Genomic DNA, 21,944 nt, shown 5'->3' with positions numbered 1-21,944 from the left:
CTGCGGCTCACCGGGGAGGGGCGGCAGGGGTCAGGCGGCGGCCGGCAGTGCGGGATCGCGTACGAGGATGCGGGCCTGGCACAGCACACGCGCGGCCCGGGCGACGGTGACCCGGTCAGGTCCGCTGCCCGAGGCTTCCACGGCCAGCACCCCTGCGGGGGTGCCGATGCGCAGGACACCGCGGCCGGCGGCGGTGGACGCCTCGGCGACCACGGTGCCCTCGGTGAGGTTGGCCGCGGCCACGGCGACCGCGGAGGTGAGGCCGATGGCCGGGTGCGGGGAGTTCATCGACAGCATCCGCACGGACACGTCGTACTCGTGCGCGGCCACGTGTTCGCCGAGGGTGGTGGTGTAGGCGGCGGGAGGGCCGACGAGGCCGACCTTGGGCACCGCGTCACCGGGCGCCGCCCCGGGTTCGGCCAGGCCCATGCGGACCGCGGACGCATGCCGGGCCGCGCGCAGCCAGGGCACCTCCGTGCGCATCTGCTCCAGCGTCTCGGCTCCGGTCCGATCGGCGCGCAGTGCGTCCACCAGGACCACCGGGGCACCGGCGTCCACCATGCTCACGGCCAACGACCGCTCGCCGACCTGGAGTACGTCGGCGGGGCGGCCGGTCGGCAGGAGGCGGCCTGTCGCGGCGCCCGATGGGTGACGGAAGGCGAGACCTACCGGCACGCCTCCGGCCAACGTGCCCGGAACCGTACGGTCCCCGAACTCCTGGACTCGGCCGCCCGGAGTGTCGACCTCGGCTTCGAGGACGGCGCCCGTGTTGGTGTTGCGCATGACCACGGGGGTGCGGTCGTGCCTCAGCGGTACCAGTCCCTCGGCCACGGCGTAAAGGGCAATGGCTGTGGCGCAGTTGCCGCAGTTACTGCCCCACTCGACCGTGCCGGTCCCGATGCCGACCTGCGCGAAGAGGTAGTCGATGTCGACGCCGTCATGGGCGCTGGCGCCGACCACGGCCGCCTTGGACGTGGTGGGGGTGGCGCCGCCGATGCCGTCGAGCTGAACGGGGTCCGCCGCGCCGTAGGCGTCGACCAGGATGCGTTCGATCCGGTCGCGGTCGGCGGGCATGTGTACTTGGGGGAAAAGCCAGCATTTGCTGGTCCCACCGCGTACGAGAGTTGCGGGAACGTGCATGTCAGAGCGTCTTTCTCTTAGCGCATCGGGTGCGGGACCGCTGCGTTGCGCAGACTCTCGCAGAGCCTTTGGCTTGAGCACAATGTCTCGTTTCTTGAGGCAGGTTTAGCTGGGCTAAAGTCACTGCATGCTCAATGTCCGCCGACTGCTGCTGCTCGCCGAGGTCGCCGAGCGCGGCTCGCTCACCGCCGCCGGCGAGGCCCTGTCCATGACCACGTCCGCCGCCTCCCAGCAGATGTCCCTGCTCGAGCGCGAGGCCGGGCAGCCGCTGATCGAGCGGCTGCCCCGCGGCGTGCGCACCACCGCGGCCGGCGCGGCGCTCGCTGAACGGGGGCGCGTCATCCGCCGTGAACTCCAGGCAGCGGAGGCCGACTTGGAGGCGTTCGGGCATCTGGACCGTGGCGTCGTGACCCTCGGCTCCTTCCCGACGGCCAGCGCCTCACTGCTGCCGTTGGCCCTGACCCGCTTCCGCCGCGCCCACCCGCAGGTACGCACGGTCGTGCGGGCCGGGGTCCTGGCCCAGCTGCGGGAGATGCTGCACACCGGTGAGGTGGAGCTGTCGCTGCTGTGGGACTACGACTGGAACCGCGTCGACGACGACCAGTTGATCCTCACACCGCTCCTCGAAGACCCCACGGTCCTTGTCGTACCGGCCAGTTCACCGCTGGTCGCCTCCGACCGTGTCCGACTGTCCGAGCTCGCCGCCCAGGAGTGGATCATCCGCGCCGAGAACCACCCGGTCGCGGACGTGCTCCGGCGCGCCTGTCATCAGGCGGGCTTCGAACCGCGCATCGCCTACACCTCCCACGACTACCAGGAAGCGCAGGCGATGGTCGCCGCCGGCCTCGGCCTGGCTCTTGCGCCCCGACTGGCCCTGACCAACCGGCGCAGTGACGTACGCCTTCTCCCCCTGTCCCACGACCAGTCCCCCGACGCCGTCCCACCGGTCCGCCGCATCCTCCTGGCCGGGTCCGCCCAGCGCGCCGCCACGCCCGCGGCCCAGGCGATGGCCCGCGTCCTGCACGCCGTCGCGCGAGGGTTCACCGACCCCGGCCTTGACCGGCCTCAGCTCGGTGCGGTGCGAAAGCGCTGACCATCCGGCAGCGGGCTCGCGTCGGCGGTCGCCATCTGACTCGTCCCAGCCGAGGGGTAACCCGAACGGGGGCCCGGCGTTATGAGGCCGTGGGTATCTGGCTGCTGAACAATTTCACCACTGTCGCGCTTGCCGGGCTGCTCGGTGGCGGCGCCGTACTGGCTGCCGTGGCCGGCACGCTCGTACTGAGACGCAGTTTTCCTCACCACGCGAACGGCACGCACAACGAGATGATCGGCGTTGTGCTCGGCATGTACGCCGCGATCTACGGCATCATCCTGGCCTTCGTCGTCGTGGCCGAGTGGGAGGGCCTCAACGAGGCGAGGACAAACGTCGCGCTCGAGGCCAGCCAGACCGCCGAGGTACTGCGTGATGCCTCTGCGTTCCCGGCCGACCAGGAGCGCCGGGTGACCAACGCCGTCGGGGCGTACGTGCGTGTCGTCGTCGACGAGCAATGGCCGCTGATGCGCGCGGGAGAGCCCGACCCCGAGATCACCAATCCCGAAGTGACCGCGCTGTACGAGGTGTTCCAGGAGTACGAGCCGCAGACCGAGGCCGAGAAGACCTACTACGCACAGTCCGTCTCGACGCTCGGCGAGATCGCGGGCGCACGCCGTACTCGGCTCGCCGACTCGGAGCAGTCCCTGCCGTCGCTCCTCAACGTCCTCGTCTACGGCGGCGCACTCGTCATGCTTCCCCTGACCTTGCTCTACGGCATCAGGAGCGTGCGTGCGAATTTGATGTTCGTCGTGTCGGTCGCCGCACTGATCGGCGTGAGTCTGCTGCTGTGCTTGACGTTGGACCATCCGTTCGCGGGCGAGCTCGCCGTTTCGCCTGCGCCCTTCAAGGAGGGCGTACTCGCTCAGTTCTGGCACTGACCGGCCGCGAGCCGGGCTGAAGAGCTCCGTTCCTCTGCGTCCGCGTCGAAGCCGACCGGTTCCCAGCGCTTGGCCAGGAGTGCGATCAGACCCAGTACGGGGGCGGCGAGGATGACCCAGTAGACGTCGGTGCCCAGGCCGCTGCTGAGGATGGGGAAGAAGAACAGGGTCAGCGTCGAACCGAGGCGTAGGACCGCCTGGTTGAAGCCGATGCTGACGCCGCGCATCGATGTGGGGAAGCCCAGCGAGGCGTAGCTCATGATGTGCGCGCCGGGGCCGAAGCCCTGGGCGAACATGAACGCGCCGAGCATCAGGATCCCCGCCGTGACGGCGGCCGTCCCGGAGGGGGCTGCGATGAGGCCGAGCACCGTGATGGCGACGAACTGGATCGCGAAGCCCAGCGTCATCATCGGCCAGGCGCCGCGGGTCGATGCCCAGCGGATGCCGAGCAGTCCGCCGGTCAGGGCGAAGAGGAGGTTCAGGGCGAAGGAGGAGGCGATCGTGGTCAGCGGGCCCTGGGTCATCAGGGTGGCGATGATGATCGGCAGCCCGAACGCGACCGCGTTGTAGCCGAAGGTCTCCGCCAGACCGACCGTCACCGACTGGATGGTGCGCGTGCGGTACGGAGGGGTGAAGAGCCGTGCGTACGCGGCGAGGCCGGGCCTGGGCGGGCGGGGCGCCTGCGCGGGCACATCGTCGGCGACGCGCGCGTCGACGCCGTAGGACTGGCGAAGGATGCGCGCCGCGCCTTCCAGGTCGCCCTGGTCGGCGGCCCAGGTCGGGGACTCGTTCATGTAGCGCCGGCGCAGCAGCAGTACCAGCAGCGCGGGTATGGCGCCGAAGCCGACGGTGAAGCGCCACAGCCAGCCCAGTTGGGCGTCGGGCAGGACGAAGTAGAGGAGCATGATCACCAGGTAGCAGCCGCTGGTCGCGGTGTACCAGGCGGGCGACCAGGCAGCCGTGCGTGAGCCCTTGCTGCCCTTGCCGCGCAGCCGGGAGAATTCGGCGAGGAACGCGATGGCGACGGGGATGTCCATGCCGACGCCGACGCCCATCACGAAGCGCGCCGCGATCAGGGTCCACACGTCCTGCGCCAGCGCGCACACGAGCGCGGTGACGACGAAGAAGAGCATGTTCGCCATGAAGACCCGGTAGCGGCCGATCCGGTCCACCAGCCAGCCGCCGACGAGAGCGCCGACGAGGGATCCCACGCTGATCGAGGCGGTGACCGTGCCGGCCATGGCGGAGCTGAGGCCGAACTGTTCCGTGATGTCGGGAAGCCCGTAGGCGAGGGAACTCAGGTCGTAGGCGTCGAGGAAGATGCCGCCGAGCGCGATGATCACGATCATTTTGGCGTGCTGGCCGCGCGCCGTGCCCGAGTTGACCAGGTCGGAGATGTCCGCTGCGGAGCGGATCAGTACCGTGCCCGGCGCGGTCGCCAGGGTCGTGCTGCCGGACGAGGGGGAGGTGGAGCTCACGAGCGCCTTCCGGGGTGGTGCGGACGTACCGGCGAATCGTCGCACCGGCCGGAAATCGTCCGTACGCATGTCCGCATAATGGTCACCGTCGTCTGCGTCATGGACGTCAGCACGATCAGCGGGCGGTCACACCCTCGGGAGCCGTCGCCGTAGCTGGTCAGTCCCCCACCGTCGCCGCCACCGGTTCGCGGCGTGCCACGTCCACCAGCGAGCGGTCGGTGATTTTGAGGGCGGGTGAGACGGCGAGCGTCAGGGTCGACACGCTCATGAACGGGTTGAGGTGGTTCCAGCCCCAGGTCTCCAGAGCCGTTCGCACCGCGGCCGCCTGGGCGGCGACGTCGTGGGCCGGGCGGGCGGAAAGGACGCCGCCCACGGGCAGCGGCATGCGCGCCGCCACGGTCTCGCCCGCGGCACCCCTGACGACGGCCACCCCTCCCCCGTCGGCGACGACTGTCGCGGCGGCTGCGGCCATCGCCGCGCGTGAGGTACCGATCGTCAGGAGGTTGTGGCTGTCGTGGGCGTACGTCGACGCCACGGCGCCCGCACCCAGATCCCGGCCCACCAGCGGGGCGAAGACCATGCCGGGGCGTCCGTAGCGGTTGCGTACGCGGACCAGTGTGGTCCGGCCCTCCCAGTGCACCTCGCCGCCGGAGACCGGGAGTTCGACCTCGGTCGCTTCAGTGTAGGTGTCGCGCGGGTTGACGCTCATCGCCCGGAAGCGGTGCGTGCCGTCCGGCAGGTCCACGCGCCAGCGGTATCCGTCCTCCTCCTGGGCTTCTACGTCCACGCGGCTGTCCAGGGGTGGCACGGCAAGGGTCTCCGAGGCGGGTGCCGCCTGTTCGGGCACGCCGTCGCGGCCCACGATGCGGCCACCCGCCAGCACCAACGCGGGCTCGAACGCGGCGAGTTCGCCCCGCAGCAGGACCAGGTCGGCGCGCTTGCCCGGGGAGACCACGCCTCGGTCGTGGAGCCGCAGGCGCTGGGCCGGCGTCCAGGTCAGGGCCTTGAGGACGGCGTGGGGCGGGAACCCGGCGGCCACGGCGACCCGCGCGATGTGGTCCAGGTGGCCTCGCTCGACGATGTGGTCGGCCGCGAGGTCGTCCGTGACCAGGCACAGCGGCGGGAGTTGGGGCAAGGACAGCAAGGCTGTCGCCACGTCCGCGGTGAGGCACTTCTCCTGGAGCATCATCGTCATGCCCAGGCGTGCCTTCTCCAGGACCACCTCGGTGCGGTTCTTGGTGTGGTCGGAGTCCACGCCGGTGGCCAGGTACGCGCTCAGTTCCGCGCCGGTCAGGTTCGGGCAGTGGCCGTCGAGGATCGCGTCGTGCGCGCGGGCCACCGCGGTGATCTCGTGCATGCGGCGGTCACCGGCGACGACTGCGCGGTAGTCCATGACCTCGCCGAGCGCGACGACACCCGGCCACCCCAGCATGTCCGCGATGTCGTCGGCGGAGAGGGCCGCTCCGGCGTGCTCCAGGCCCTCAAGGGCGGGCACGCACGAGGGAACGCCCCACAGCTGGGTCTGGGCGGTCTCGCGGCCCGCGTCGATCATCCAGCGCATGGCGTCCCGGCCGGCGACGTTGACGATCTCGTGCGGGTCGGCGAGGACCGTCGTCGTGCCGCGGGCCAGCGTCACGGCGGCGAACTCCTGAGGCGTCAGGAACGCGCTCTCGATGTGCATGTGGGCGTCCACGAAGCCGGGGACGATCAGCATGCCGGTCGCGTCGACCTCCTCCCCTGCCGTGGCCGGGGTGCCGGGCGGGAGCACCGCGGTGATGCGGTCGCCCCGTACCAGTATGTCCGCGGCGAACTCCTCACCGGTGAAGGTGGACATCACGCGCCCGCCGCTGATCCGGAGGTCGTGCTGCTCACTCATGTGGTCGTGCTCCTTGCGAAGGGTGTCGTCACGCGTGGGCGGGCGCGGCCCGCCCTGGAGAAGGGTTGTCGGCTCGGGCTGACGGGGCGGTCAGGGGACGAGTGTGTAGAAGTAGTAGCCCAGCGGGATCATGACGATCCACAGCGGCCAGGGCACCTCGCGGATCCGGCCGCTGACGGTCTTCACCAGGACGTGGGCAGCGAGGCCGGTCGCGATGCCGGTGCCGAAGTTGCCGAAGAACAGCGTGGTGGCGACGGTCAGGGCGGCCGGGATGGCGTTCGTGGGGTCCTTGAAGTCGACGTTCTTGAGCGCGCCGAGCATGTTCAGACCGATGAACATCAGCGCGGATGCGGTGGCCGCGGAGGGGATCAGGGTGGCGAACGGCGTGACGAGCAGCAGCAGTGCGAAGCCACACGCGGCCCATACCGATGCCAGGCCGGTCTTGCCGCCGGCGTCGGCGGCGGCCGACGACTCCAGGTAGGCGGTCATCGAGGGCGCGCCCACGGCTGAACCACCCATCACGGAGACCGAGTCGACAAGGAAGGGGCGGCGGGAGCCGGGGATGTTGCCGTCCTTGTCGAGGAGACCGGCGCGTCCGGAGACGGCAAGGAGGGTGCCGGTCATGGAGAAGAACTCGGACACGAAGAACGCGAAGATGTAGGGGAAGTATTCGGGCTTGAGTGCGCCGAGGATGTCGATGTTGAAGAGGAGGGGGCCGGGTGAGTCGGGGGCCGAGAGGAGGCTGTCGGGGACATCGGTCACGCCCAGCGGCACGCCGACGACCGTGACGGCTGCGATGGTGATGAGGAAGGCGCCCGGTACTTTGCGTGCGGCGAGGGCTGTGAGCAGCAGCAGGCCGGCCAGGGCGAGGAGCGCGGTGGGCTCGGACAGGTCGCCGACCGCGAGGGCCGCCTTGTCGGCGTTGCCGACGACGAGGTCGGCGTCGCGGAATCCGATGAGGGCGATGTAGAGGCCAAGGCCGCCGCTGATGGCGTACTTGAGGTTCATCGGCATGAGCCGCGTGACGAGGTCGCGGATGCCGAAGAGGGTGAGGAGCAGGAAGGCGACGCCGGACCAGAAGACCATGCCGAGTGCCGTGTCCCAGGGGACATGGTCCTGTCCGACGATGGTGAACGCGATCAGGGCCACGCCGCCGAGGCCCGGGGCGACGACGAACGGCAGGTTGGCGATCAGGCCCATGGCCAGCGTCGCGAGGGCGATGGCGATGATGACGGCGGTCGTCGCGGCGCCGTGCGGCACACCGGCGGAGGCCAGCTGGCCGGGCACCACGACGACGGCGTAGGCGGCGGCCATGAACATCGAGGCGCCCGCCACGAGTTCCGTGCGGTGGCTGCTGCCGCGGTCACGGACGCCGAAGAGCCGCTCGACGGGCGAGGCGGGCGGCGGGGTGGCGGCGTCGGTCTGCTCGCCGGGCGGCGGAGCGGTGGTGGGCATGGGGACCTCGGGCGGGGTGAAGGGCGGGCACGCGGTTGTCGGCGTGTCAGAGTGCGGGCGCGCGGGGAACCGGTTTGGCACGGTCTCTGCAACTTGGCACGGTCTCTGCAACCGGTCTATGAAACCGGTTGCAGAGACCGGTTGCGGGTATCATGGCACGGCGTCAGGCGAAAGTGAACACTGGCCTCGGACGGATCTTCGATCCGTGCCGGGCCCATGAGGCAGGGGACGGCATTGGCGACGCTCTTGGACGTGGCGCGTGCGGCGGGGGTGTCCAAGGCCACCGCCTCGCGGGCACTGCAGCGCCCCGAACTGGTCGCCGAGAGCACGCGACTTCGCGTCCGGGAGGCGGCCGACCGGCTCGGTTTCCAGCCCAACGCCGCAGCCCGCGCGCTGACCACGGGCCGTACGGGCTTGATCGGCCTGATCGTGCCGACGCTCTCGAACCCGTTCTTCGCGCCGCTGGTGATGGGCGCACAACAGGCGGCGGAGGAGACCGAGAGCCATCTTCTGATCGCGGTCTCGGAGTATGACGCGCAGCGTGAGGCCGCCCTCGCCGACCGGCTCTCCGAGCAGGCCGACGGCCTGATCATGGTGACGCCGGTCGGCACGGACGCCGCGCTGCGGGAGCGGTTCCGACGGCGCCCGCTGGTACTCGTCGACCGCCAGGTGGGCCGACTGCCCGCAGTGGTGGCCGACACCGCCACGGGCCTGGCCGAACTCCTTGACCACCTGCTGACACAGGGTCACCGCGACATCGCCTACGTCTCCGGGCCCGCGGATTCCTGGGCAGACGAACAGCGACGGACCGCTCTCACCGCACGGGCGTCGGCGGCAGGCGCCCGCGTCCACGTCCTCGGACCCCTGCCGCCCACGTTCGACGCCGGGATCGAGGCCTCACGCGCGCTGCCCGCCGACGCCACGGCCGTCCTCGCCTACAACAGCTACCTGACGCTCGGACTGCTGCACGGCCTCGGCGTGGCCGGACGACGCGTACCCGAGGACGTGAGTCTGGCCGCGGCCGACGACCTCAGTACGCTCAGCGCCACCACTCCCCCGGTGACCGCGCTCGACGTGCCGCTCCGAGAAGCCGGGGCACTTGCCGTCACCCGCCTCCACGAGCTGCTCGACGGCCACCGGCGCACGGTCACCTCTCGCCTTCCGGCTGCCCCCGTATTGCGCGCGTCGACGGCTCCGCCGCGCGGCCTGTAGCCGGTACGTGCTTGCCCCGTGGCCCATTCTGCGCAGCAGAGGAACACGGGGGTTGCAGCCTTACGGCTTCGATGACTTCGGCAACGTGAGGATTTCGGCTCCGTCCTCGGTGATGGCGATCGTGTGCTCGCTGTGTGCCGTCCGGCAGCCCGTCGCGCTGCGGAGCGTCCACCCGTCGGCGTCGGTGACGAGTTTGGCGGTGTCCGCCATGACCCACGGCTCCAGTGCCAGCAACAGCCCGGGGCGCAGTTTGTATCCACGGCCAGGCCGTCCGATGTTCGCAACGTGCGGGTCCTGGTGCATCGTCGACCCGATGCCGTGCCCTCCGAATTCGGTGTTGATCTCGTATCCGGCCTGGTGAAGGACTGTGCCGATGGCGTGGGAGATGTCGCCGACACGAGCTCCGGGTCCGGCGGCGGCGATCCCTGCGGCCAGCGCGCGTTCGGTTGTCCTGATCATCGCGACGCTCTGTGGGGGCTGCGCATTGCCCACGACGAAGCTGATGGCGGCATCAGCGGCGACTCCGTTCTTGGAGACGGCAAGGTCAAGTGTGAGCAGATCGCCGTCGGCGAGCGTGTAGTCGTGGGGCCGCCCGTGGAGCACGGCATCGTTGACGGCCGTGCAGATGTAGTGGCCGAAGGGGCCGCGTCCGAAGGATGGTGCGTAGTCGACGTAGCAGGACAGCGCTCCCGCCTCGGCGATCATGGTCTTGGCCCACCGGTCGATGTCCAGGAGGTTCGTGCCGATCGCGCTCCGGCCCTTCAGTGTCTGCAGGATGTCTGCGACCAGGGCGCCTGTGTCTCGTGCCCGGGCCAGCAGGGTGGGGTTCAGGATCTCGATCATGTGCCACTTTCCTCGCGGAACCAACAACTATACCGGTCAAACTATACCGGTATTAGAATGGGGTCACGTTCGACTGCCCCTCACTCCAGCAGAGGAGATCCCCTCCCGCCCGGGGGGGGCTCCGCCCCGCCGAGGCGATGAGTTTGTCTCTTGCCCGAGGTCTTCCACTTTGACGGTCCCGCCCCGATGGGGCGCGAAGCGGAACATCCCGATGCCATGGAGAAGAGATGGAGGCCGGAATGAGCAATCCGATTCGGCTGTACATGTCGATGTCGCTCGACGGCTACATCGCCGGCCCGGACGACCGACGGGGCCAGGAACTCGGACGCGCCGGTGGACGTCTTTTCAACTGGCTCGACGACCGGGAGTCCGACGGTCCCAGTGGACAGGTCTACCGCGAGGCGCTGGCGACCGGCGCGGTGATCTCCGGCCGTCGGACCTTCGAACTCGCCGGGCGCTGGCAGGGCGACCACCACGACGGCGTGCCGATCTTCGTCCTCACCCACCACGTGGATGACGGGGACGTGCCACCCGGCCACGCGCGATTCGTCACCGACGTCGAGGACTGCGCCCGTCAGGCTCGCGCGGCCGCCGGGGACCGGCCGGTCATGGTCCATGGGGCGGGCGCGGCCCAAGCGCTCCTCCGGGCCGGGCAGATCGACGAGATGGAGATTCACCTGGTTCAGGTCCTCCTCGGGGACGGCCGCCGCCTCTTCGACCACCTCGGTGGCGATCACATCGAACTCGACCTCGTCCGACGACTCGAGGACCGAGACGTCACGCACCTTCGCTACCGGGTCCGCCGCCCCGAGGAGACCGCATGAAGACGCTCTTCGTCTCCTACCGCGTCACCGATCTGGACCGCTCGCTCGGCTTCTACACCGCCCTGGGCTACGCCGAGCTGGGCAGGGTCGACGGTGGCGACGGGAGCCGCCTCGTGATCCTCAAGTTCCCCGGCGAACCGGCGGCCTCGCTCGAACTGGTCCACCGTCCCCTCGACGGACGCGTCGACGTGGGCAGCGGTGTCGACCACCTCGCAATCCAGGTGGACACACTGGCCGCCGCCCTGGAGCGGCTGACCGACGCCGGTCTGGAGCCGGGTCCTGTCCAGTACCCAGGCGGCCCTCACGGCCCGAAGACGTCGTGGCTCACCGACCCGGACGGCTACCGGATCGAGCTGGTGGAGTGGCCGCCCGGACACCCCGACGGCCTCACCCCCGCGGACTTCTCCTGAGCGGCCCAGTGAGCGTTGCTCGCCACCGGCACTCCCCTTGAGACTCGGTAGCCAGGCGCACCCCCAGACCGACCAACAGCACTCCGGAGACCTGTTCCATCCGGCGCCGAACAGACTGCCGCTGAAGCACTCCTCCGACATGCCCGGCCAGCCAGCCAGCCAGCCCAACGGGGTACCAGATCAAGTCGACACGGCCCAGATCACCGAGAAGGCGAGCAGCGTCGGAAAACAGGGGCTCCGTGCGGCACGAACTGCGGCAGGAATGACACCGCGGCTGTCTCCGCTCGTCCCTGATCCGGCTGTCCGGCTCGCCTCGCCTCGCCTGCGGGCACGGTGGTCACCGGAGGCGTGCGCGGCCTGGCGGCCTGGTTGGCCGGACGTACGCCTGTTGTGTCACCCGTGGCAGCGGAGGAGCTGCCTCCTCTCGGGCCCTGGCCGCCTCACCCTCCGCAGTGCCTGGACCGCCTGTGACCTCGTGACCGGGCAGGGCGCGGGGTGCGCCGGTCTCGGCCCGAGCGGCGGAAGGAATTGCCTACTGCGCCCCGCCCTGTAGCTGCGTGCCCGTGGCGAGCAGAACTCATCTGTCTGCACACGGTCTCCGACGCCTGCATGACGCCCTCGCGAAGCCGGCCAGTCCTCCGACGAACTGAGAGCCGGCGACAGGCCGTCGCCGCCTTCCATTCCGGCACGTTCCCGTCGCGGAGGTGACTATGGATGGATGAACACTGCAGAGCTCTTGGCGGACGCGTTCGATCGTGTCCAGGAGGAAGTGCATGCTGCCGTCGACGGTCTTTCGCCCGAGGAGCTCGCTTTCCGTCCTGACGACAAGGCCAATTCGATCGTCTGGCTGGTGTGGCACCTCACCCGCGTCCAGGACGATCATGTCACTGACGCGGCGGGCCTGGACCAGGTGTGGACCGCCCAGGGCTGGTACGACCGCTTCCAACTACCGCTCGGCGAGGAGGAGACGGGGTACGGGCACACGGCCAAGCAGGTGGCGTCGCTCGATGGCGTCTCCGCCGACCAGTTGCGCGGCTACTACGACGCCGTCCACGAGCAGACCCTCTCCTTCGTGCGCGCACTCGACGACACGGCGCTCGACCGCGTCGTCGACGAGCGGTGGACGCCGCACGTCACCCTCGGCGTCCGGCTGATCAGCGTCATCTCCGACGACCTGCAACACACCGGCCAGGCCGCGTACGTCCGGGGCCTTCTGCGGCGCCGTTGACGTACGCTCACTCCGGCCCGGTCGGCGGCATGATGCGCCGGCTCGTGGGGGCACCTTCGCCGCTGTTGCCTTGAAGGGGCTCATTGCCTCAGCGGGCGCCTAGGGAGTGTCCTGTCGTTCAGCGGAGCCAGATCATGATGGCGGCGATGACGACTTCGGCTCGGTAGATCGCGGCGCGCTTGGCGTATCGGGTGGCCAGGCCGCGCCATTGCTTGAGCCGGTTGCAGCAGCGCTCGTACGTTCCGGTCGTGGTAAAGGTCGCGGTCGCAGTCGCGGTCGAAGCAAGGTGGTCGGCCGCGGCGCCGGGATTTCTGATCAGCACGCTCGGGGGTGGTGGTGGCGATCCGGCGCCGGCGTAGCTCGGCGCGGGTGGACGGATGCGAGTATGCCTTGTCGGCGATGACCCGATCCGGCCGCGACCGGGGACGCCCCGGCCCCGGCCGGGGCACCCGGATCGCCTCCAGTAGCGGCACCAACTGCGGGTTGTCACCGGCCTGTCCGGGCGTCAGCAGGATCGACAGTGGACGGCCTCGCCCATCCAGAGCCAGGTGCACTTTGGTGCTCAACCCGCCGCGGGTCGTCCCAGTGCCTCGCCGCCGACCGGCGCAACCGGCCACGTGCCGCAGCCCCCTTTCGTCCGGGCCCTTGCCGCATGCTGATGGCCCGGGCGATGGTGGAGTCGACCGGCACGATCCGCGCCCAGGCCGCATCGGTCAATTCACCACGACGAATCATCCGACCATCATCGAGCCCCCGACCTACCCCATGTCCTCAAAGGGCGTTCGGGTCAGCCAGGGTCAGCGAGGCGACGCGGCCTGTCCGATACCGCCGCCTGATCATTTTCAGGCTGCTCGGCTGACGTCCAACCGTTCGGACGACGGCTCGTATCCAGCTGCCCGGTAGGCGGCGACGGCGGCAGAGTTCGAGGTCGGGGTGGTGACGAGTGCGCTTGATGCACCCAGTTCACGCAGCGCCGCCGCACCGGCGACGCTGATCGCCGTCCCGTAGCCGCGACCGCGATGGTCGGCGTGCACGCCCACCGGCTCCAGCAGGCCGGGCTTGCCCGGCCCGGCCGACCAGACCGTAGCCGCGGCCACCGCGTTGTCCTGGTCGTCGTAGCCGATCAGGCAGCGGGCGTCGGCATACACCGGCCCGGCCGCGAGGACGTGCCAGATCTCCTCGGTGAACGCCGGGCTGCCGAACGCCGAGCGATGCACTGCGGTGCGCACCCCCGCCGTCTCCGGACCGGCTACCTCGATCCGCAGGCCGGACTCCTTCACCGGCTCGGCTAGGTCGCGGCGCAGCGGCGTCCACGGCTCGTCCAGATTCCAGCCCGCCTCCAAGAGGACCTCGCGGAGCAGGGCGCCGTTGGGGATTTCGAGGCCGACCTTCCCGGGCGGCAGGACGCCGCGCTCCGGATCATCGAGGTCCGCCAGCAGCTGGCGCGCCAGCTCACCGTCCTGTCGCAGATCCGGCGCGGTCGTCAGGCGCAGCACATCAGGGTCGTCCAGGTATCCGACGGCAATGATCCGTCCGTCCACGCTCCAGGTGCGGACGGCCGCGGCCAGCCTCTCCGCGCCCAGCGCCCAGGCCCAGCCGAGGTCTCCCGGATGGAGTTGCAGCGGCGTGCGGTCGTCCTGCCATGCGCGGAGGGCATCCACGACCCCGGTCAGCCCATGGACGCCGGGCTCGTTCAGAACGATCGTCATGTCCCGCATCTCACACCATCGCGACGACCGGCCGCACATGGTTTTACTCAGCCAGTCAGATCGATAGGACACGCCTGGTCGAAAGGTCCCGCCACCTGCCATGGGGCCCTTCGCCGTACACCGCGTCGGCCGCAGGAGCGGCGGCCATCTCAAAGACGTGGCGACCTCCCGGCGGGATGGGCGGGTACGGTCGGCTCTTTCCACTGACGATCAGGGTCCGACGGCCAGGTCGTCGGAGTTTCCGGCGTCCAGTCGCGGCCACTGGGCGATGGGGCGTCCACCCGACTCCCCCGGCACCGGCGGCCAGTCGGGTGTACCGCTGTCCGTCCTCATGGAGCAGTCTTGTGGCCAGCCGGAGGGTGAGTCCTCCCACGACTCCTGGCGTCCGTAGACGGCGAGGTCCATGAGCGCGTAGCTGTAGTCCATCGCCTCCACGCCTCGGCGGTTCGTCCAGTAGGTCTCGAAGACGCGGTCGCCGTCCCGGACGTAGCACACGAGGTGGAACAACCCGATCTCACGACCGACGAGGAGCTCGTCGAGGGAGGGCTGCGCCGAGTACCACGGCAGGCTCCAGCCCATGAAGTCTCGGTAGCGGAGGCTCTCCTCGTAGGACACCTGTGCGTCGGCGGGGCCGAACGCGGTGTTGCGGCCCTGGCTGAAGACCGCGTAGGTGATGTCACGGGAGTGCAGGTAGGAAAGCTCGCTGACCTGGCTGAGGAACAACGTGCAGCCTTCGCACTGATCGGGCGCGGGCCGGGCGGGCCACCACATGCAGTAGTAGGCGACGAGCTGCCGACGGCCTTCGAACGCATCGCGCAGGGTGAGGGGTCCGTTCGGCCCGATCAACTCGAGGTCGGGGTCGACCTCGACCATGGGAAGGCGCCGACGGGCCGCGGCGATCGCGTCGCCTTCCCGTGTGTGTGCCTTCTCGCGGGTGCGCAGGTTGTCGAGTTCGGCCTGGAAGGTGGCCCGGTCGACGACCGCCGGCTTGCCGAGGGATGCTGCTTCGTCCTTCATGGCTGCTTTCTCTCCATGTTCCGGTGGCGTTGGCTGAAGCTTCCTGTCATCTCCCGCCGAAGGCGGGTGCCTCGCCGGCGGTCAAGGTCCTGGCGTAGACGCTGAGCTCTCAGGACTCCTATCGAGTACCGGTATCTGTCGGCGGTATCTGTCGGCGTGTACCGCTGAGTCCCCTGCGAAATCGACGATGGTCGCTGGCCGAACGCATGGGTGCTGCTTGCGTGCGGACGGCGCCGGTTTCCTCAGGAATCGTGCGCGGCGATCACGAGTTTCCAGCCGCTGCCGGTGCAGGCCGCGCTCAGCGGCGGAAAGCGGTGGCCGCGCACGTCGGCGCTGTAGCGGTGGTGCTCTCCGCACTCACACTCATAGATCCCCGACTCGGGGACGATCTCGCCGGGACGATGAACCTGCTCTTCGTTCTCGCTCATACATCCGGTCTAAGGGGCCGCGCGCCCTTGCGCGACCCGGGGCACCCGATACGGCGTGCCAACCACCCTCCAGGCGCTCAGGGTCGCTCCAGCCCGGCGTCGGTGACGGTGACGGTGACCGTGACCGTGACGATGGTGTCCTTACTTGCCTGGAACCCCTGTGAGCTAACCTGCCCCCATGCGCGCACAGTTCACCGGCTGGCCGGAGCAGGCCATGGACGTGTTGTGGCAGCTCCAGGGCGAACCGACCCACGCGACCCGCGAGCGCTGCCGCGCGGACCGCGAACGCCTGGTCCGGCAGCCGATGATCGCCCTGCTCAACGAGGTCGCGGACACCGATCCCCGATACGAGGACTTCTCCGTCTGGCACTACCGCACCGGCTCTTGGTGGTGGCAGCACCAGAGCGCGGTGATCCGGCTCGGCCGCCAGGTCGAGATCGGTCTCCGGTTCTCCCTGGACGGCCTGCGGATCCAGGGCGCCTGGTGGTACCCCGATCCCGGCCAGGTGGACATGTTCCGCAAAGCCGTGGCCTCGGAGGGGAGCGGCCGCGAACTGTCCGCCATCGTCGAGGACGTGCGGAAGAAGGGCTACGACATCTCCGGGGACGTCATGAAACGCCCCCCGCGCGGCTATCCGACGGACCACTCCCGTTCGAACCTGCTGCGCCACCGATCGCTGATCGCCGCCCGTCCCCTCGGCTGCGAGGAGTGGCTGCACACCGCCGAGGCGCTCGACCGGGTCCTCTCGGCCGCCGCCGACCTGGACGCCCTGCTGGTGTGGCTGGTCCGCCACGTGAAGCGCACCGCCTGACATCACGAGAGCGCCTGCCGAATACTCCGCATTCTCGTCGAACCGCGACGGCGTCCATCACTCTCTGACCAGGCAGAAGGGATGTCCAACAGGATCGACGAGGACTCGCGCCCTGGCCTCGTCATGCGGCTGATGATCCGGCTTGCTCGCGCCAAGCTGCAGCAACCGGGCCTCGGCCTCCTCCAGCTCTTCGTCGACCTTGAAGCAGATATGAAGCTGCTGGGGAACGGTCTGATCGGGCCAGCTCGGAGCCCGGTAGTCGTCGACGCGCTGGAAGCCGATCAAGAGTCCGTCCCCCCAGTTGAGACCGGCGAAGCCAGCATCGGATTTCGGATGGAGTTCTAGGCCAGTGGCTTGCTGATAGAACGCCACCAGGGCCAGCGGATCAGGGCAGTCGAGTGTTATCGCGCTCAACTTCATCTGCGGGGACATCGCACCTCCGGGTCGATTATTGAACTTCGCGGTGCACACCTTAGAAGCCGCCACCCGCCCGCTCCGCGACCATCCCTTCAGAGGAGCTGCACCCATCTGATTTCGCCCTAGGTCATGCGGTATCGGCCATGACGCGTCAGCAGACGCGGTTCATCCGCCCGCGGTGTCGTCGGCCTCCCAGCGAAGCAGGTCGCCCGGCTGGCACTTGAGCACCTCGCAGAGCGCGGCGAGCGTCGCGAAACGCACCGCCTTGGCGCGGCCGTTCTTGAGTACCGCCAGGTTGGCGGGCGTGATCCCTACGCGGTCTGCGAGTTCGCCCACGGACATCTTCCGCCTGGCCAGCATCACGTCGATGTCGACGGCGATCGGCATCAGATCACCTCGTCCAACTCGGCCTGCATCCGCGCCGCTTCGACGTCGCGGGCGACGGCCTGCGCGAGCGGCATCCGCAGCACGAGCACGACTAGCGCGACTCCCAGGATGGCCACGCCGATCCCGCCCATGATGAGGGTGACGCCCGGGTCGTCCCGCTGGCCGGGCTCATTCAGAGGTCGTTTTCAGCTGGTTTGCGCCGCCTCATGTATCTCTTCACTCGTCTTGTGCCTCACACGTGTCGATTTCCGGCACGCCTCCGATAGACGGAGGGGGCATCGGTGCACGTCTTGGGATGAGACAGGCTTCGCAGGATGAGACCGGCAAGACGGGCCTCACATTCGGCCCATGGAGCGCCTTCGCCCTTGTTGTCCCTCCAGTCATGCCCTGTCACAGGTACATGTTGGAATCAAACAGGCTTCACAGGTGAAAACGACCTCTCAGAGGTCGTATTCATCGCTAGCGCCCCTGTATTTAGTGGTTTGAGGTGCGATGGCGAGTGGTGCTGAGGTGCTGTGTAGGTAGGTCGGGGCGTGGGAGTCGGGTGATGTGTCTTCTGGGGAGGGAGTCGGCCAGCGCCTGTCTCATTCCAGGACGCCCGGTTCGTGATGGCGCTCCCACGGTCACAGAAGCATGCCTGGGCGCACTCGCTTCGGGGCGGTATGCCCAGGTCATGAGCGAACGCCTGCCGTATCCCAGTGATCTGTCCGATGCCCGCTGGGAGTTGATCGAGCCGGTCCTGGTGGCCTGGCGGTATGAACGCCACGGCCGGGCCCTGGGCTTCGGCCGACCGGCCGAGTTAGACCTGCGCGAGATCATGAACGCGATTCTGTACGTGGACCGCACCGGGGTGCAGTGGCGCTACCTGCCACACGACTTCCCGCACTGGAACTCCGTCTACGGCTACTTCGCCCGCTGGCAGAAGGAAGGCTTCTTCGCCCAGCTCAACGGTCTGCTGCGGGAGTTGGTACGTGAGCAGGAGGGCCGGAGTGCCGAGCCGTCTGCCTGCGTGATCGACGCGCAGAGCGTGAAGACATCCACCAGCGTGCCTGCCGCGAGCCAGGGCACGGACGCGGGGAAGAAGATCGTGGGCCGCAAACGAAGCATCGTCACCGACACGCTCGGACTCCTACTTGCCGTGCTGGTCACCGCAGCCAGCGTCCAGGACTCCGTCGCCGGCACCGACCTGCTCGACCAGGTCGCCGCCGACCACCCCACGCTCCGCAAGACCTGGGTGGACGGCGGCTACCGCAAGCACTTCGTCGAGCACGCCGCCACCCTCGGCATCAACATGGAGATCAACGCCCGCAAGCCCGGGACCAGGGGTTTCACTCCAATCCCTAAACGTTGGGCACTCGAGCGAACCTACGGCTGGCTGATGCTCCACCGCCGCCTGGCCCGCGACTACGAAACCCACCCGCACCGCTCCGAAGCCATGATCCACCTCGCCATGACCGACCTCATGGCCCGCCGCCTCACCGGCGAAGCAACCATCTCCTGGCACGACCCGACACCAGCACACCAAACCCGCATAACGGGATGAAACAACAGGATGAAGCGACCTTTGAGAGGTCCTATACGAGGTCACCCAAGCGAGCTCGAGAAGGCTTGAACCTGATGGTGACCGCTGGCGGGGCGGGAGCGTTGCCCTCCGCTGGCGGGGCCCGGCCCCGTACGGCGGTGTCTGTCGTTCGGACTCAGCCCCGAACGACAGACACCTTATGGGGCTACTTCTTCTTGCGGGAGGCTGTCTTGGGCTTGCTGTGGTGGATGGTGGCGCGGGTCTCCTCGGCTTGGGCCTGGATGGTCTTTTGCACGGCGGCGGGCAGGTGCTTGCCGCGGAAGGTGGTGACCATCTTGTTCAGGACGGCGTCGGCTTCGGTGAGGTTGCCGTCCTTGGCGTGCACGGTGGCGAGGCGGCGCATCGTCTTGTTGAGGGTGATGTTGTCCAGGCCCTCGTCGCCGGTGGAGGCGTTGATGGCGGCGCTGAGCTGCTGGACGCTCTCCTTGATGTCGGGTTCGCGGACGGTGAGGCGGCCGTCTGCGATGTGCTGGAAGTGGCGGCCGGCGTTGGCGCCGCGGGACAGGCGGGCGTGTACGGCGAGAGGATGGTCACCGTAACGTTCGATGACTTCCTGCAGGGCGTCGTTGCCGCCCTGCAGCTGGGGCGCGTCGGAGCCGAGGAACGTGAGCAGCTGGCCCTGGTCATCACCCATGAGCAGTTCGCCGATGTGCTGGTCTGCGGCACCCACGGGCTGGCGGACCCGCACCGTGCGCGGGGCGGAGACCACGCGGGAGCCGTCGGGGGCCTGATAGGCGGCGCTCACCTTGTACAGGCCGGGTTCACCGAAGTAGAGCCCGTCGGCGCCGTAGCCGAGGTAGGTGCTGGCGTAGAGGGCCGGTGCCGCCTGGGTGAGAGTGGTGGTGCCCGCTGCGACGTCGTGGCCGGCGCATACGCGGGTGAGAGGCCGGAAGGTGCGGGAGCGCCCGGAGGGATCGGTGACGGCGACGATCATGTGCCCTGCCGACGGCTGCAGGTCGGACGTGACGAGGATGTCGCCGCGACTGCCGGTGCGGCTCAGCTTGAACTGGGCGACGACGGGTTCTCCGTACTCGAAGGTCTCCTTGCCCTCGATCTCCAGCGCGAGGCCGGATTCGTCGGTCAGCGGCAGGGTGGACGCCTGCGCCGCCGAGAGGTCCATCGCAGAGTTGGTGTTCCAGTTGGTGCCGCCCATGATCACGTTCCGGTAGAAGCCGTGACGCAGGTGCCGGATCTCGTCCTCGCTGAACCGGAACGGGAATGCACCCCAGAACGCCGCGATGCCGTTGGCGGTCTCCCCCTGGTAGAAGTGCGGGTAGTTCATCCACGACAGGTCGCCGTAGCCGTTCCTGGGGCCGAGCGGCGCGGGCGGCGTGGTGTTGCCCTTTTCCCACGCGTGCACCAGGTTGAAGGCGTGGCCGATTTCATGGACGTAGGTGTGCATGTCCCAGGCGACGCCGCCCAGACCGTGTTCCCTCAGGGTCTGCGCGAACACGGCCGCGCCCTGCCGCTGCAGGCCGGACAGGTAGTCGAACATGATCCCGGCTGTGCTCGCCCCGCCGGCGTACTTGCCCGCGACCAGGGTCCACAGCTTCCACTGCGGCACGTCGCGATACGCGCTGAAGTTCGCCACCATCGCGGCGTGCAGTTCGGCGTCGGACCACAGCAGGTCCGCATCGGCCCCGGTGGTGTCGAGGACATTGCGGGTCCCGGCGACCCGCATCTCGATGCCCGCCTCGGCGAACGCGGACGGCACGGTGATGATCCGGTCGGCGTACCCGGGCGGAGTAGTTGCCTTGGCCGTGTCGTAACTGGCGAACTCGGTCTCGCCTACCACCGTGTCGACCTCGTAGTCGACGGTGCGGAAGTACGCGGACACCCTGGGCAGGCCGTACCAGAGAGCGTGATGGGAGGTCTCCCCGTTCTCCAGGATCAGCCAGTGAGCTGCCGGCGGTGACTGGCCGGCCGGGGCGAGGGCGAGCAGGATCCGGAGCTGGGTGAGATCGGGGTTGGGAGTGGCCCACGCGAGGTCCTTGACCGTGGCCATCACGTAGCTGTCGGACCATTGTGCCCGCACGCCGGTCGACCGGAAGGAGTTGGTGTAGGTGGTGGTCTCGCCCGACACCGTGAAGAGGTCGCCGCTGATGGTGGAGAGCGTGCCGGCGCCGTCGACGTCGACCCGTATTTCGACGGTCTGACCGGCGTCGGTGGCCCGGTAGGTACCTGACACCGGAAGATACGGTGTCACATAGGGTGCCGGAAGCGTCTCGGGGCCGGTGGCCAGCGAGGTGAGCGCGCCCGACTTCTCCACGCCGGTACGCCAGTTGAGGATGAGGCCCTTGGCCCCCTTGACCAGCAGCGAGCGGCGTACATCGCCGGTGGCGGGCGGCAGCGCGACGACGTGGTCGAGGTCGGAGCGGAAGTCGGAGGGGAGTTTGGCCCAGCCCGACGAGTCCGCGTCCGGTCCCTCGGTGATCAGAGCGTTCCGCTCGACGGGCGACCAGACGGTGGACCAGTTGTAGGTGATGACGCGGTTGCCCTTGAACAGGTACGTGCGCAGCTCGTTGGCCGCCGAGTTGGGTGCCTGCAGCAGGGCGTCGACGTTGTTCTTCCAGTCGGCCGGCAGCCACGTCAGCATCTCGAGCGGGTTGTGCCAGACGGCGCCGCTTCCCACGCGGTAGGTCAGGCTGTCCGTGCCCGTGATGAACAGGTACTGCGCGGACCCGTCCGTGTGAGCAGGCAATTGCAGCACGGCATCCGGATACAGCGCGAAGTCCTGGTACTCATACTTCGACAGGTCGGCGAACTGCCCCCCGTACGCCGCGGAGGTCGCCCCGTCGAACAGCAGGGCCCTTTCGCTGACGCCTGCGGCTTTGGAGGGCCGCAGAAACATCGCGGCCCACCCCTGCGAGTTCGGACATGCCACCGCGCAGCGGAATCCGGTGGACTTGGGCCTGAGGAACGCCATCAGCGTCCCCTTCCTGAAAGTGGTCGCGGCTTCAAGCACGCGAACGCTGGGCCTTCACCTCAGCACCGAGGCGCATGTTCCGCTGAGCCGCTACCGGCCGATGCGCTGCGATCTGGGCACCGGTGAGGGGACGTTTGCCCCAGGCGGCCCGCGCCCCGGAAAGCCGTATGACGACCATGCGTCCCCACAGCACCACGCACCCTTTGAACTTAACCGTATCTGCCCGGAGT

The 21,944-nt window shown here is 69.0% G+C and carries 20 protein-coding genes and 1 pseudogene; 8 read left to right on the top strand and 13 right to left on the bottom strand.

Annotation, left to right across the window (positions count from 1 at the left end):
- Positions 1-30: 30 nt before the first annotated feature.
- The gene (locus M4V62_RS42320; protein WP_249592515.1) at positions 31-1,140 is read right to left on the bottom strand and encodes a PrpF domain-containing protein; all 1,110 of its coding nucleotides are present in this window, start codon (positions 1,138-1,140) and stop codon (positions 31-33) included.
- A gap of 127 nt (positions 1,141-1,267) precedes the next feature.
- Between M4V62_RS42320 and M4V62_RS42315 the strand changes: the two genes are divergently transcribed.
- Both M4V62_RS42315 and M4V62_RS42310 read left to right on the top strand, forming a co-directional pair.
- Positions 1,268-2,233, top strand: coding sequence for a LysR family transcriptional regulator (locus tag M4V62_RS42315; RefSeq protein WP_249592514.1), 966 nt, complete (start codon positions 1,268-1,270; stop codon positions 2,231-2,233).
- 89 nt (positions 2,234-2,322) lie between these two features.
- On the top strand, positions 2,323-3,111 hold the full coding sequence (locus tag M4V62_RS42310; RefSeq protein WP_249592513.1) for a bestrophin-like domain: 789 nt from the start codon (positions 2,323-2,325) through the stop codon (positions 3,109-3,111).
- On the opposite strand, the gene M4V62_RS42305 is transcribed toward M4V62_RS42310, so the two are convergent.
- The 3 genes from M4V62_RS42305 to M4V62_RS42295 all read right to left on the bottom strand — a co-directional run bounded on the left by M4V62_RS42305 (position 3,096) and on the right by M4V62_RS42295 (position 7,920).
- Entirely contained in the window at positions 3,096-4,589 is a 1,494-nt protein-coding gene (locus tag M4V62_RS42305) for an MFS transporter (RefSeq protein WP_249592512.1), read from the bottom strand. The two genes, M4V62_RS42310 and M4V62_RS42305, sit on opposite strands and share 16 nt — an antisense overlap.
- 157 nt (positions 4,590-4,746) lie before the next feature.
- The gene (locus M4V62_RS42300; RefSeq protein WP_249592511.1) at positions 4,747-6,465 is read right to left on the bottom strand and encodes an adenine deaminase C-terminal domain-containing protein; all 1,719 of its coding nucleotides are present in this window, start codon (positions 6,463-6,465) and stop codon (positions 4,747-4,749) included.
- A gap of 90 nt (positions 6,466-6,555) precedes the next feature.
- Positions 6,556-7,920, bottom strand: a complete 1,365-nt coding sequence (locus M4V62_RS42295; RefSeq protein ID WP_249592510.1) for an NCS2 family permease — start codon at positions 7,918-7,920, stop codon at positions 6,556-6,558.
- Between the two features lie 234 nt (positions 7,921-8,154).
- Here M4V62_RS42295 and M4V62_RS42290 point away from each other — a divergent pair, with 234 nt between their 5' ends.
- Positions 8,155-9,132 (top strand): LacI family DNA-binding transcriptional regulator, encoded by a 978-nt coding sequence (locus M4V62_RS42290; RefSeq protein WP_249592509.1) that lies wholly within the window; start codon positions 8,155-8,157, stop codon positions 9,130-9,132.
- 60 nt (positions 9,133-9,192) lie between these two features.
- Here M4V62_RS42290 and map read toward each other — a convergent pair whose 3' ends face one another.
- On the bottom strand, positions 9,193-9,975 hold the full coding sequence (gene map, locus M4V62_RS42285; protein ID WP_249592508.1) for a type I methionyl aminopeptidase: 783 nt from the start codon (positions 9,973-9,975) through the stop codon (positions 9,193-9,195).
- 239 nt (positions 9,976-10,214) lie between these two features.
- Between map and M4V62_RS42280 the strand changes: the two genes are divergently transcribed.
- The 3 genes from M4V62_RS42280 to M4V62_RS42270 all read left to right on the top strand — a co-directional run bounded on the left by M4V62_RS42280 (position 10,215) and on the right by M4V62_RS42270 (position 12,437).
- On the top strand, positions 10,215-10,799 hold the full coding sequence (locus tag M4V62_RS42280) for a dihydrofolate reductase family protein (RefSeq protein ID WP_249592507.1): 585 nt from the start codon (positions 10,215-10,217) through the stop codon (positions 10,797-10,799).
- The gene (locus M4V62_RS42275; protein WP_249592506.1) at positions 10,796-11,209 is read left to right on the top strand and encodes a VOC family protein; all 414 of its coding nucleotides are present in this window, start codon (positions 10,796-10,798) and stop codon (positions 11,207-11,209) included. The genes M4V62_RS42280 and M4V62_RS42275 overlap by 4 nt, the downstream gene beginning before the upstream one ends.
- A 718-nt stretch (positions 11,210-11,927) precedes the next feature.
- Positions 11,928-12,437, top strand: coding sequence for a mycothiol transferase (locus tag M4V62_RS42270; protein ID WP_249592505.1), 510 nt, complete (start codon positions 11,928-11,930; stop codon positions 12,435-12,437).
- 80 nt (positions 12,438-12,517) lie between these two features.
- Here M4V62_RS42270 and M4V62_RS44040 read toward each other — a convergent pair whose 3' ends face one another.
- From M4V62_RS44040 to M4V62_RS42250, 4 genes are all read right to left on the bottom strand, one after another.
- Positions 12,518-13,147 (bottom strand): transposase, encoded by a 630-nt coding sequence (locus M4V62_RS44040; protein ID WP_425575243.1) that lies wholly within the window; start codon positions 13,145-13,147, stop codon positions 12,518-12,520.
- A 132-nt stretch (positions 13,148-13,279) separates the two neighbouring features.
- Positions 13,280-14,146 carry a GNAT family N-acetyltransferase gene (locus tag M4V62_RS42260; RefSeq protein WP_249592503.1) on the bottom strand — a complete coding sequence of 289 codons (867 nt, stop codon included), beginning with the start codon at positions 14,144-14,146 and terminating at the stop codon, positions 13,280-13,282.
- 210 nt (positions 14,147-14,356) lie between these two features.
- The gene (locus tag M4V62_RS42255) at positions 14,357-15,163 is read right to left on the bottom strand and encodes a DUF899 family protein (RefSeq protein ID WP_249592502.1); all 807 of its coding nucleotides are present in this window, start codon (positions 15,161-15,163) and stop codon (positions 14,357-14,359) included.
- Between the two features lie 242 nt (positions 15,164-15,405).
- Positions 15,406-15,591, bottom strand: coding sequence for a YjzC family protein (locus tag M4V62_RS42250; protein WP_249592501.1), 186 nt, complete (start codon positions 15,589-15,591; stop codon positions 15,406-15,408).
- Between the two features lie 178 nt (positions 15,592-15,769).
- Here M4V62_RS42250 and M4V62_RS42245 point away from each other — a divergent pair, with 178 nt between their 5' ends.
- Complete coding sequence (locus M4V62_RS42245) at positions 15,770-16,402, top strand: DUF2461 family protein (protein ID WP_249592500.1); 633 nt, start codon at positions 15,770-15,772, stop codon at positions 16,400-16,402.
- 57 nt (positions 16,403-16,459) lie between these two features.
- On the opposite strand, the gene M4V62_RS42240 is transcribed toward M4V62_RS42245, so the two are convergent.
- From M4V62_RS42240 to M4V62_RS42230, 3 genes and pseudogenes are all read right to left on the bottom strand, one after another.
- The gene (locus M4V62_RS42240) at positions 16,460-16,834 is read right to left on the bottom strand and encodes a VOC family protein (RefSeq protein WP_249592499.1); all 375 of its coding nucleotides are present in this window, start codon (positions 16,832-16,834) and stop codon (positions 16,460-16,462) included.
- A 150-nt stretch (positions 16,835-16,984) separates the two neighbouring features.
- On the bottom strand, positions 16,985-17,206 hold the full coding sequence (locus M4V62_RS42235) for a helix-turn-helix domain-containing protein (protein WP_249592498.1): 222 nt from the start codon (positions 17,204-17,206) through the stop codon (positions 16,985-16,987).
- Positions 17,206-17,382 (bottom strand): annotated as a pseudogene (locus M4V62_RS42230) (DUF2975 domain-containing protein); the annotation flags it as partial. The pseudogene M4V62_RS42230 and the gene M4V62_RS42235, both read right to left, overlap by 1 nt.
- A 497-nt stretch (positions 17,383-17,879) precedes the next feature.
- Between M4V62_RS42230 and M4V62_RS42225 the strand changes: the two are divergent.
- The gene (locus tag M4V62_RS42225) at positions 17,880-18,749 is read left to right on the top strand and encodes an IS5 family transposase (RefSeq protein WP_249592497.1); all 870 of its coding nucleotides are present in this window, start codon (positions 17,880-17,882) and stop codon (positions 18,747-18,749) included.
- 184 nt (positions 18,750-18,933) lie between these two features.
- On the opposite strand, the gene M4V62_RS42220 is transcribed toward M4V62_RS42225, so the two are convergent.
- Positions 18,934-21,714: a reprolysin-like metallopeptidase gene (locus tag M4V62_RS42220; protein WP_249592496.1), complete on the bottom strand. Its 2,781-nt coding sequence runs from the start codon at positions 21,712-21,714 to the stop codon at positions 18,934-18,936.
- Positions 21,715-21,944 lie beyond the last annotated feature (230 nt).

The sequence above is a fragment of the Streptomyces durmitorensis genome, from assembly GCF_023498005.1.
Classification (GTDB): Bacteria; Actinomycetota; Actinomycetes; order Streptomycetales; family Streptomycetaceae; genus Streptomyces; species Streptomyces durmitorensis.
The sequence above is the reverse complement of the archived record's forward strand: the minus strand, read 5'-3'. Positions and strand labels throughout refer to the sequence as shown.

Excerpts from the sequence above, each read along its gene's own strand:
- M4V62_RS42320 (WP_249592515.1), bottom strand. The coding sequence starts at position 1,140 with ATGCACGTTCCCGCAACTCTCGTACGCGGTGGGACCAGCAAATGCTGG.
- M4V62_RS42315 (WP_249592514.1), top strand. The coding sequence starts at position 1,268 with ATGCTCAATGTCCGCCGACTGCTGCTGCTCGCCGAGGTCGCCGAGCGC.
- M4V62_RS42300 (WP_249592511.1), bottom strand. The coding sequence starts at position 6,465 with ATGAGTGAGCAGCACGACCTCCGGATCAGCGGCGGGCGCGTGATGTCC.
- M4V62_RS42295 (WP_249592510.1), bottom strand. The coding sequence starts at position 7,920 with ATGCCCACCACCGCTCCGCCGCCCGGCGAGCAGACCGACGCCGCCACC.
- map (WP_249592508.1), bottom strand. The coding sequence starts at position 9,975 with ATGATCGAGATCCTGAACCCCACCCTGCTGGCCCGGGCACGAGACACA.
- M4V62_RS42280 (WP_249592507.1), top strand. The coding sequence starts at position 10,215 with ATGAGCAATCCGATTCGGCTGTACATGTCGATGTCGCTCGACGGCTAC.
- M4V62_RS42275 (WP_249592506.1), top strand. The coding sequence starts at position 10,796 with ATGAAGACGCTCTTCGTCTCCTACCGCGTCACCGATCTGGACCGCTCG.
- M4V62_RS42270 (WP_249592505.1), top strand. The coding sequence starts at position 11,928 with ATGAACACTGCAGAGCTCTTGGCGGACGCGTTCGATCGTGTCCAGGAG.
- M4V62_RS44040 (WP_425575243.1), bottom strand. The coding sequence starts at position 13,147 with ATGCGGCCTGGGCGCGGATCGTGCCGGTCGACTCCACCATCGCCCGGG.
- M4V62_RS42260 (WP_249592503.1), bottom strand. The coding sequence starts at position 14,146 with ATGACGATCGTTCTGAACGAGCCCGGCGTCCATGGGCTGACCGGGGTC.
- M4V62_RS42255 (WP_249592502.1), bottom strand. The coding sequence starts at position 15,163 with ATGAAGGACGAAGCAGCATCCCTCGGCAAGCCGGCGGTCGTCGACCGG.
- M4V62_RS42250 (WP_249592501.1), bottom strand. The coding sequence starts at position 15,591 with ATGAGCGAGAACGAAGAGCAGGTTCATCGTCCCGGCGAGATCGTCCCC.
- M4V62_RS42245 (WP_249592500.1), top strand. The coding sequence starts at position 15,770 with ATGCGCGCACAGTTCACCGGCTGGCCGGAGCAGGCCATGGACGTGTTG.
- M4V62_RS42240 (WP_249592499.1), bottom strand. The coding sequence starts at position 16,834 with ATGTCCCCGCAGATGAAGTTGAGCGCGATAACACTCGACTGCCCTGAT.
- M4V62_RS42235 (WP_249592498.1), bottom strand. The coding sequence starts at position 17,206 with ATGCCGATCGCCGTCGACATCGACGTGATGCTGGCCAGGCGGAAGATG.
- M4V62_RS42225 (WP_249592497.1), top strand. The coding sequence starts at position 17,880 with ATGAGCGAACGCCTGCCGTATCCCAGTGATCTGTCCGATGCCCGCTGG.
- M4V62_RS42220 (WP_249592496.1), bottom strand. The coding sequence starts at position 21,714 with ATGGCGTTCCTCAGGCCCAAGTCCACCGGATTCCGCTGCGCGGTGGCA.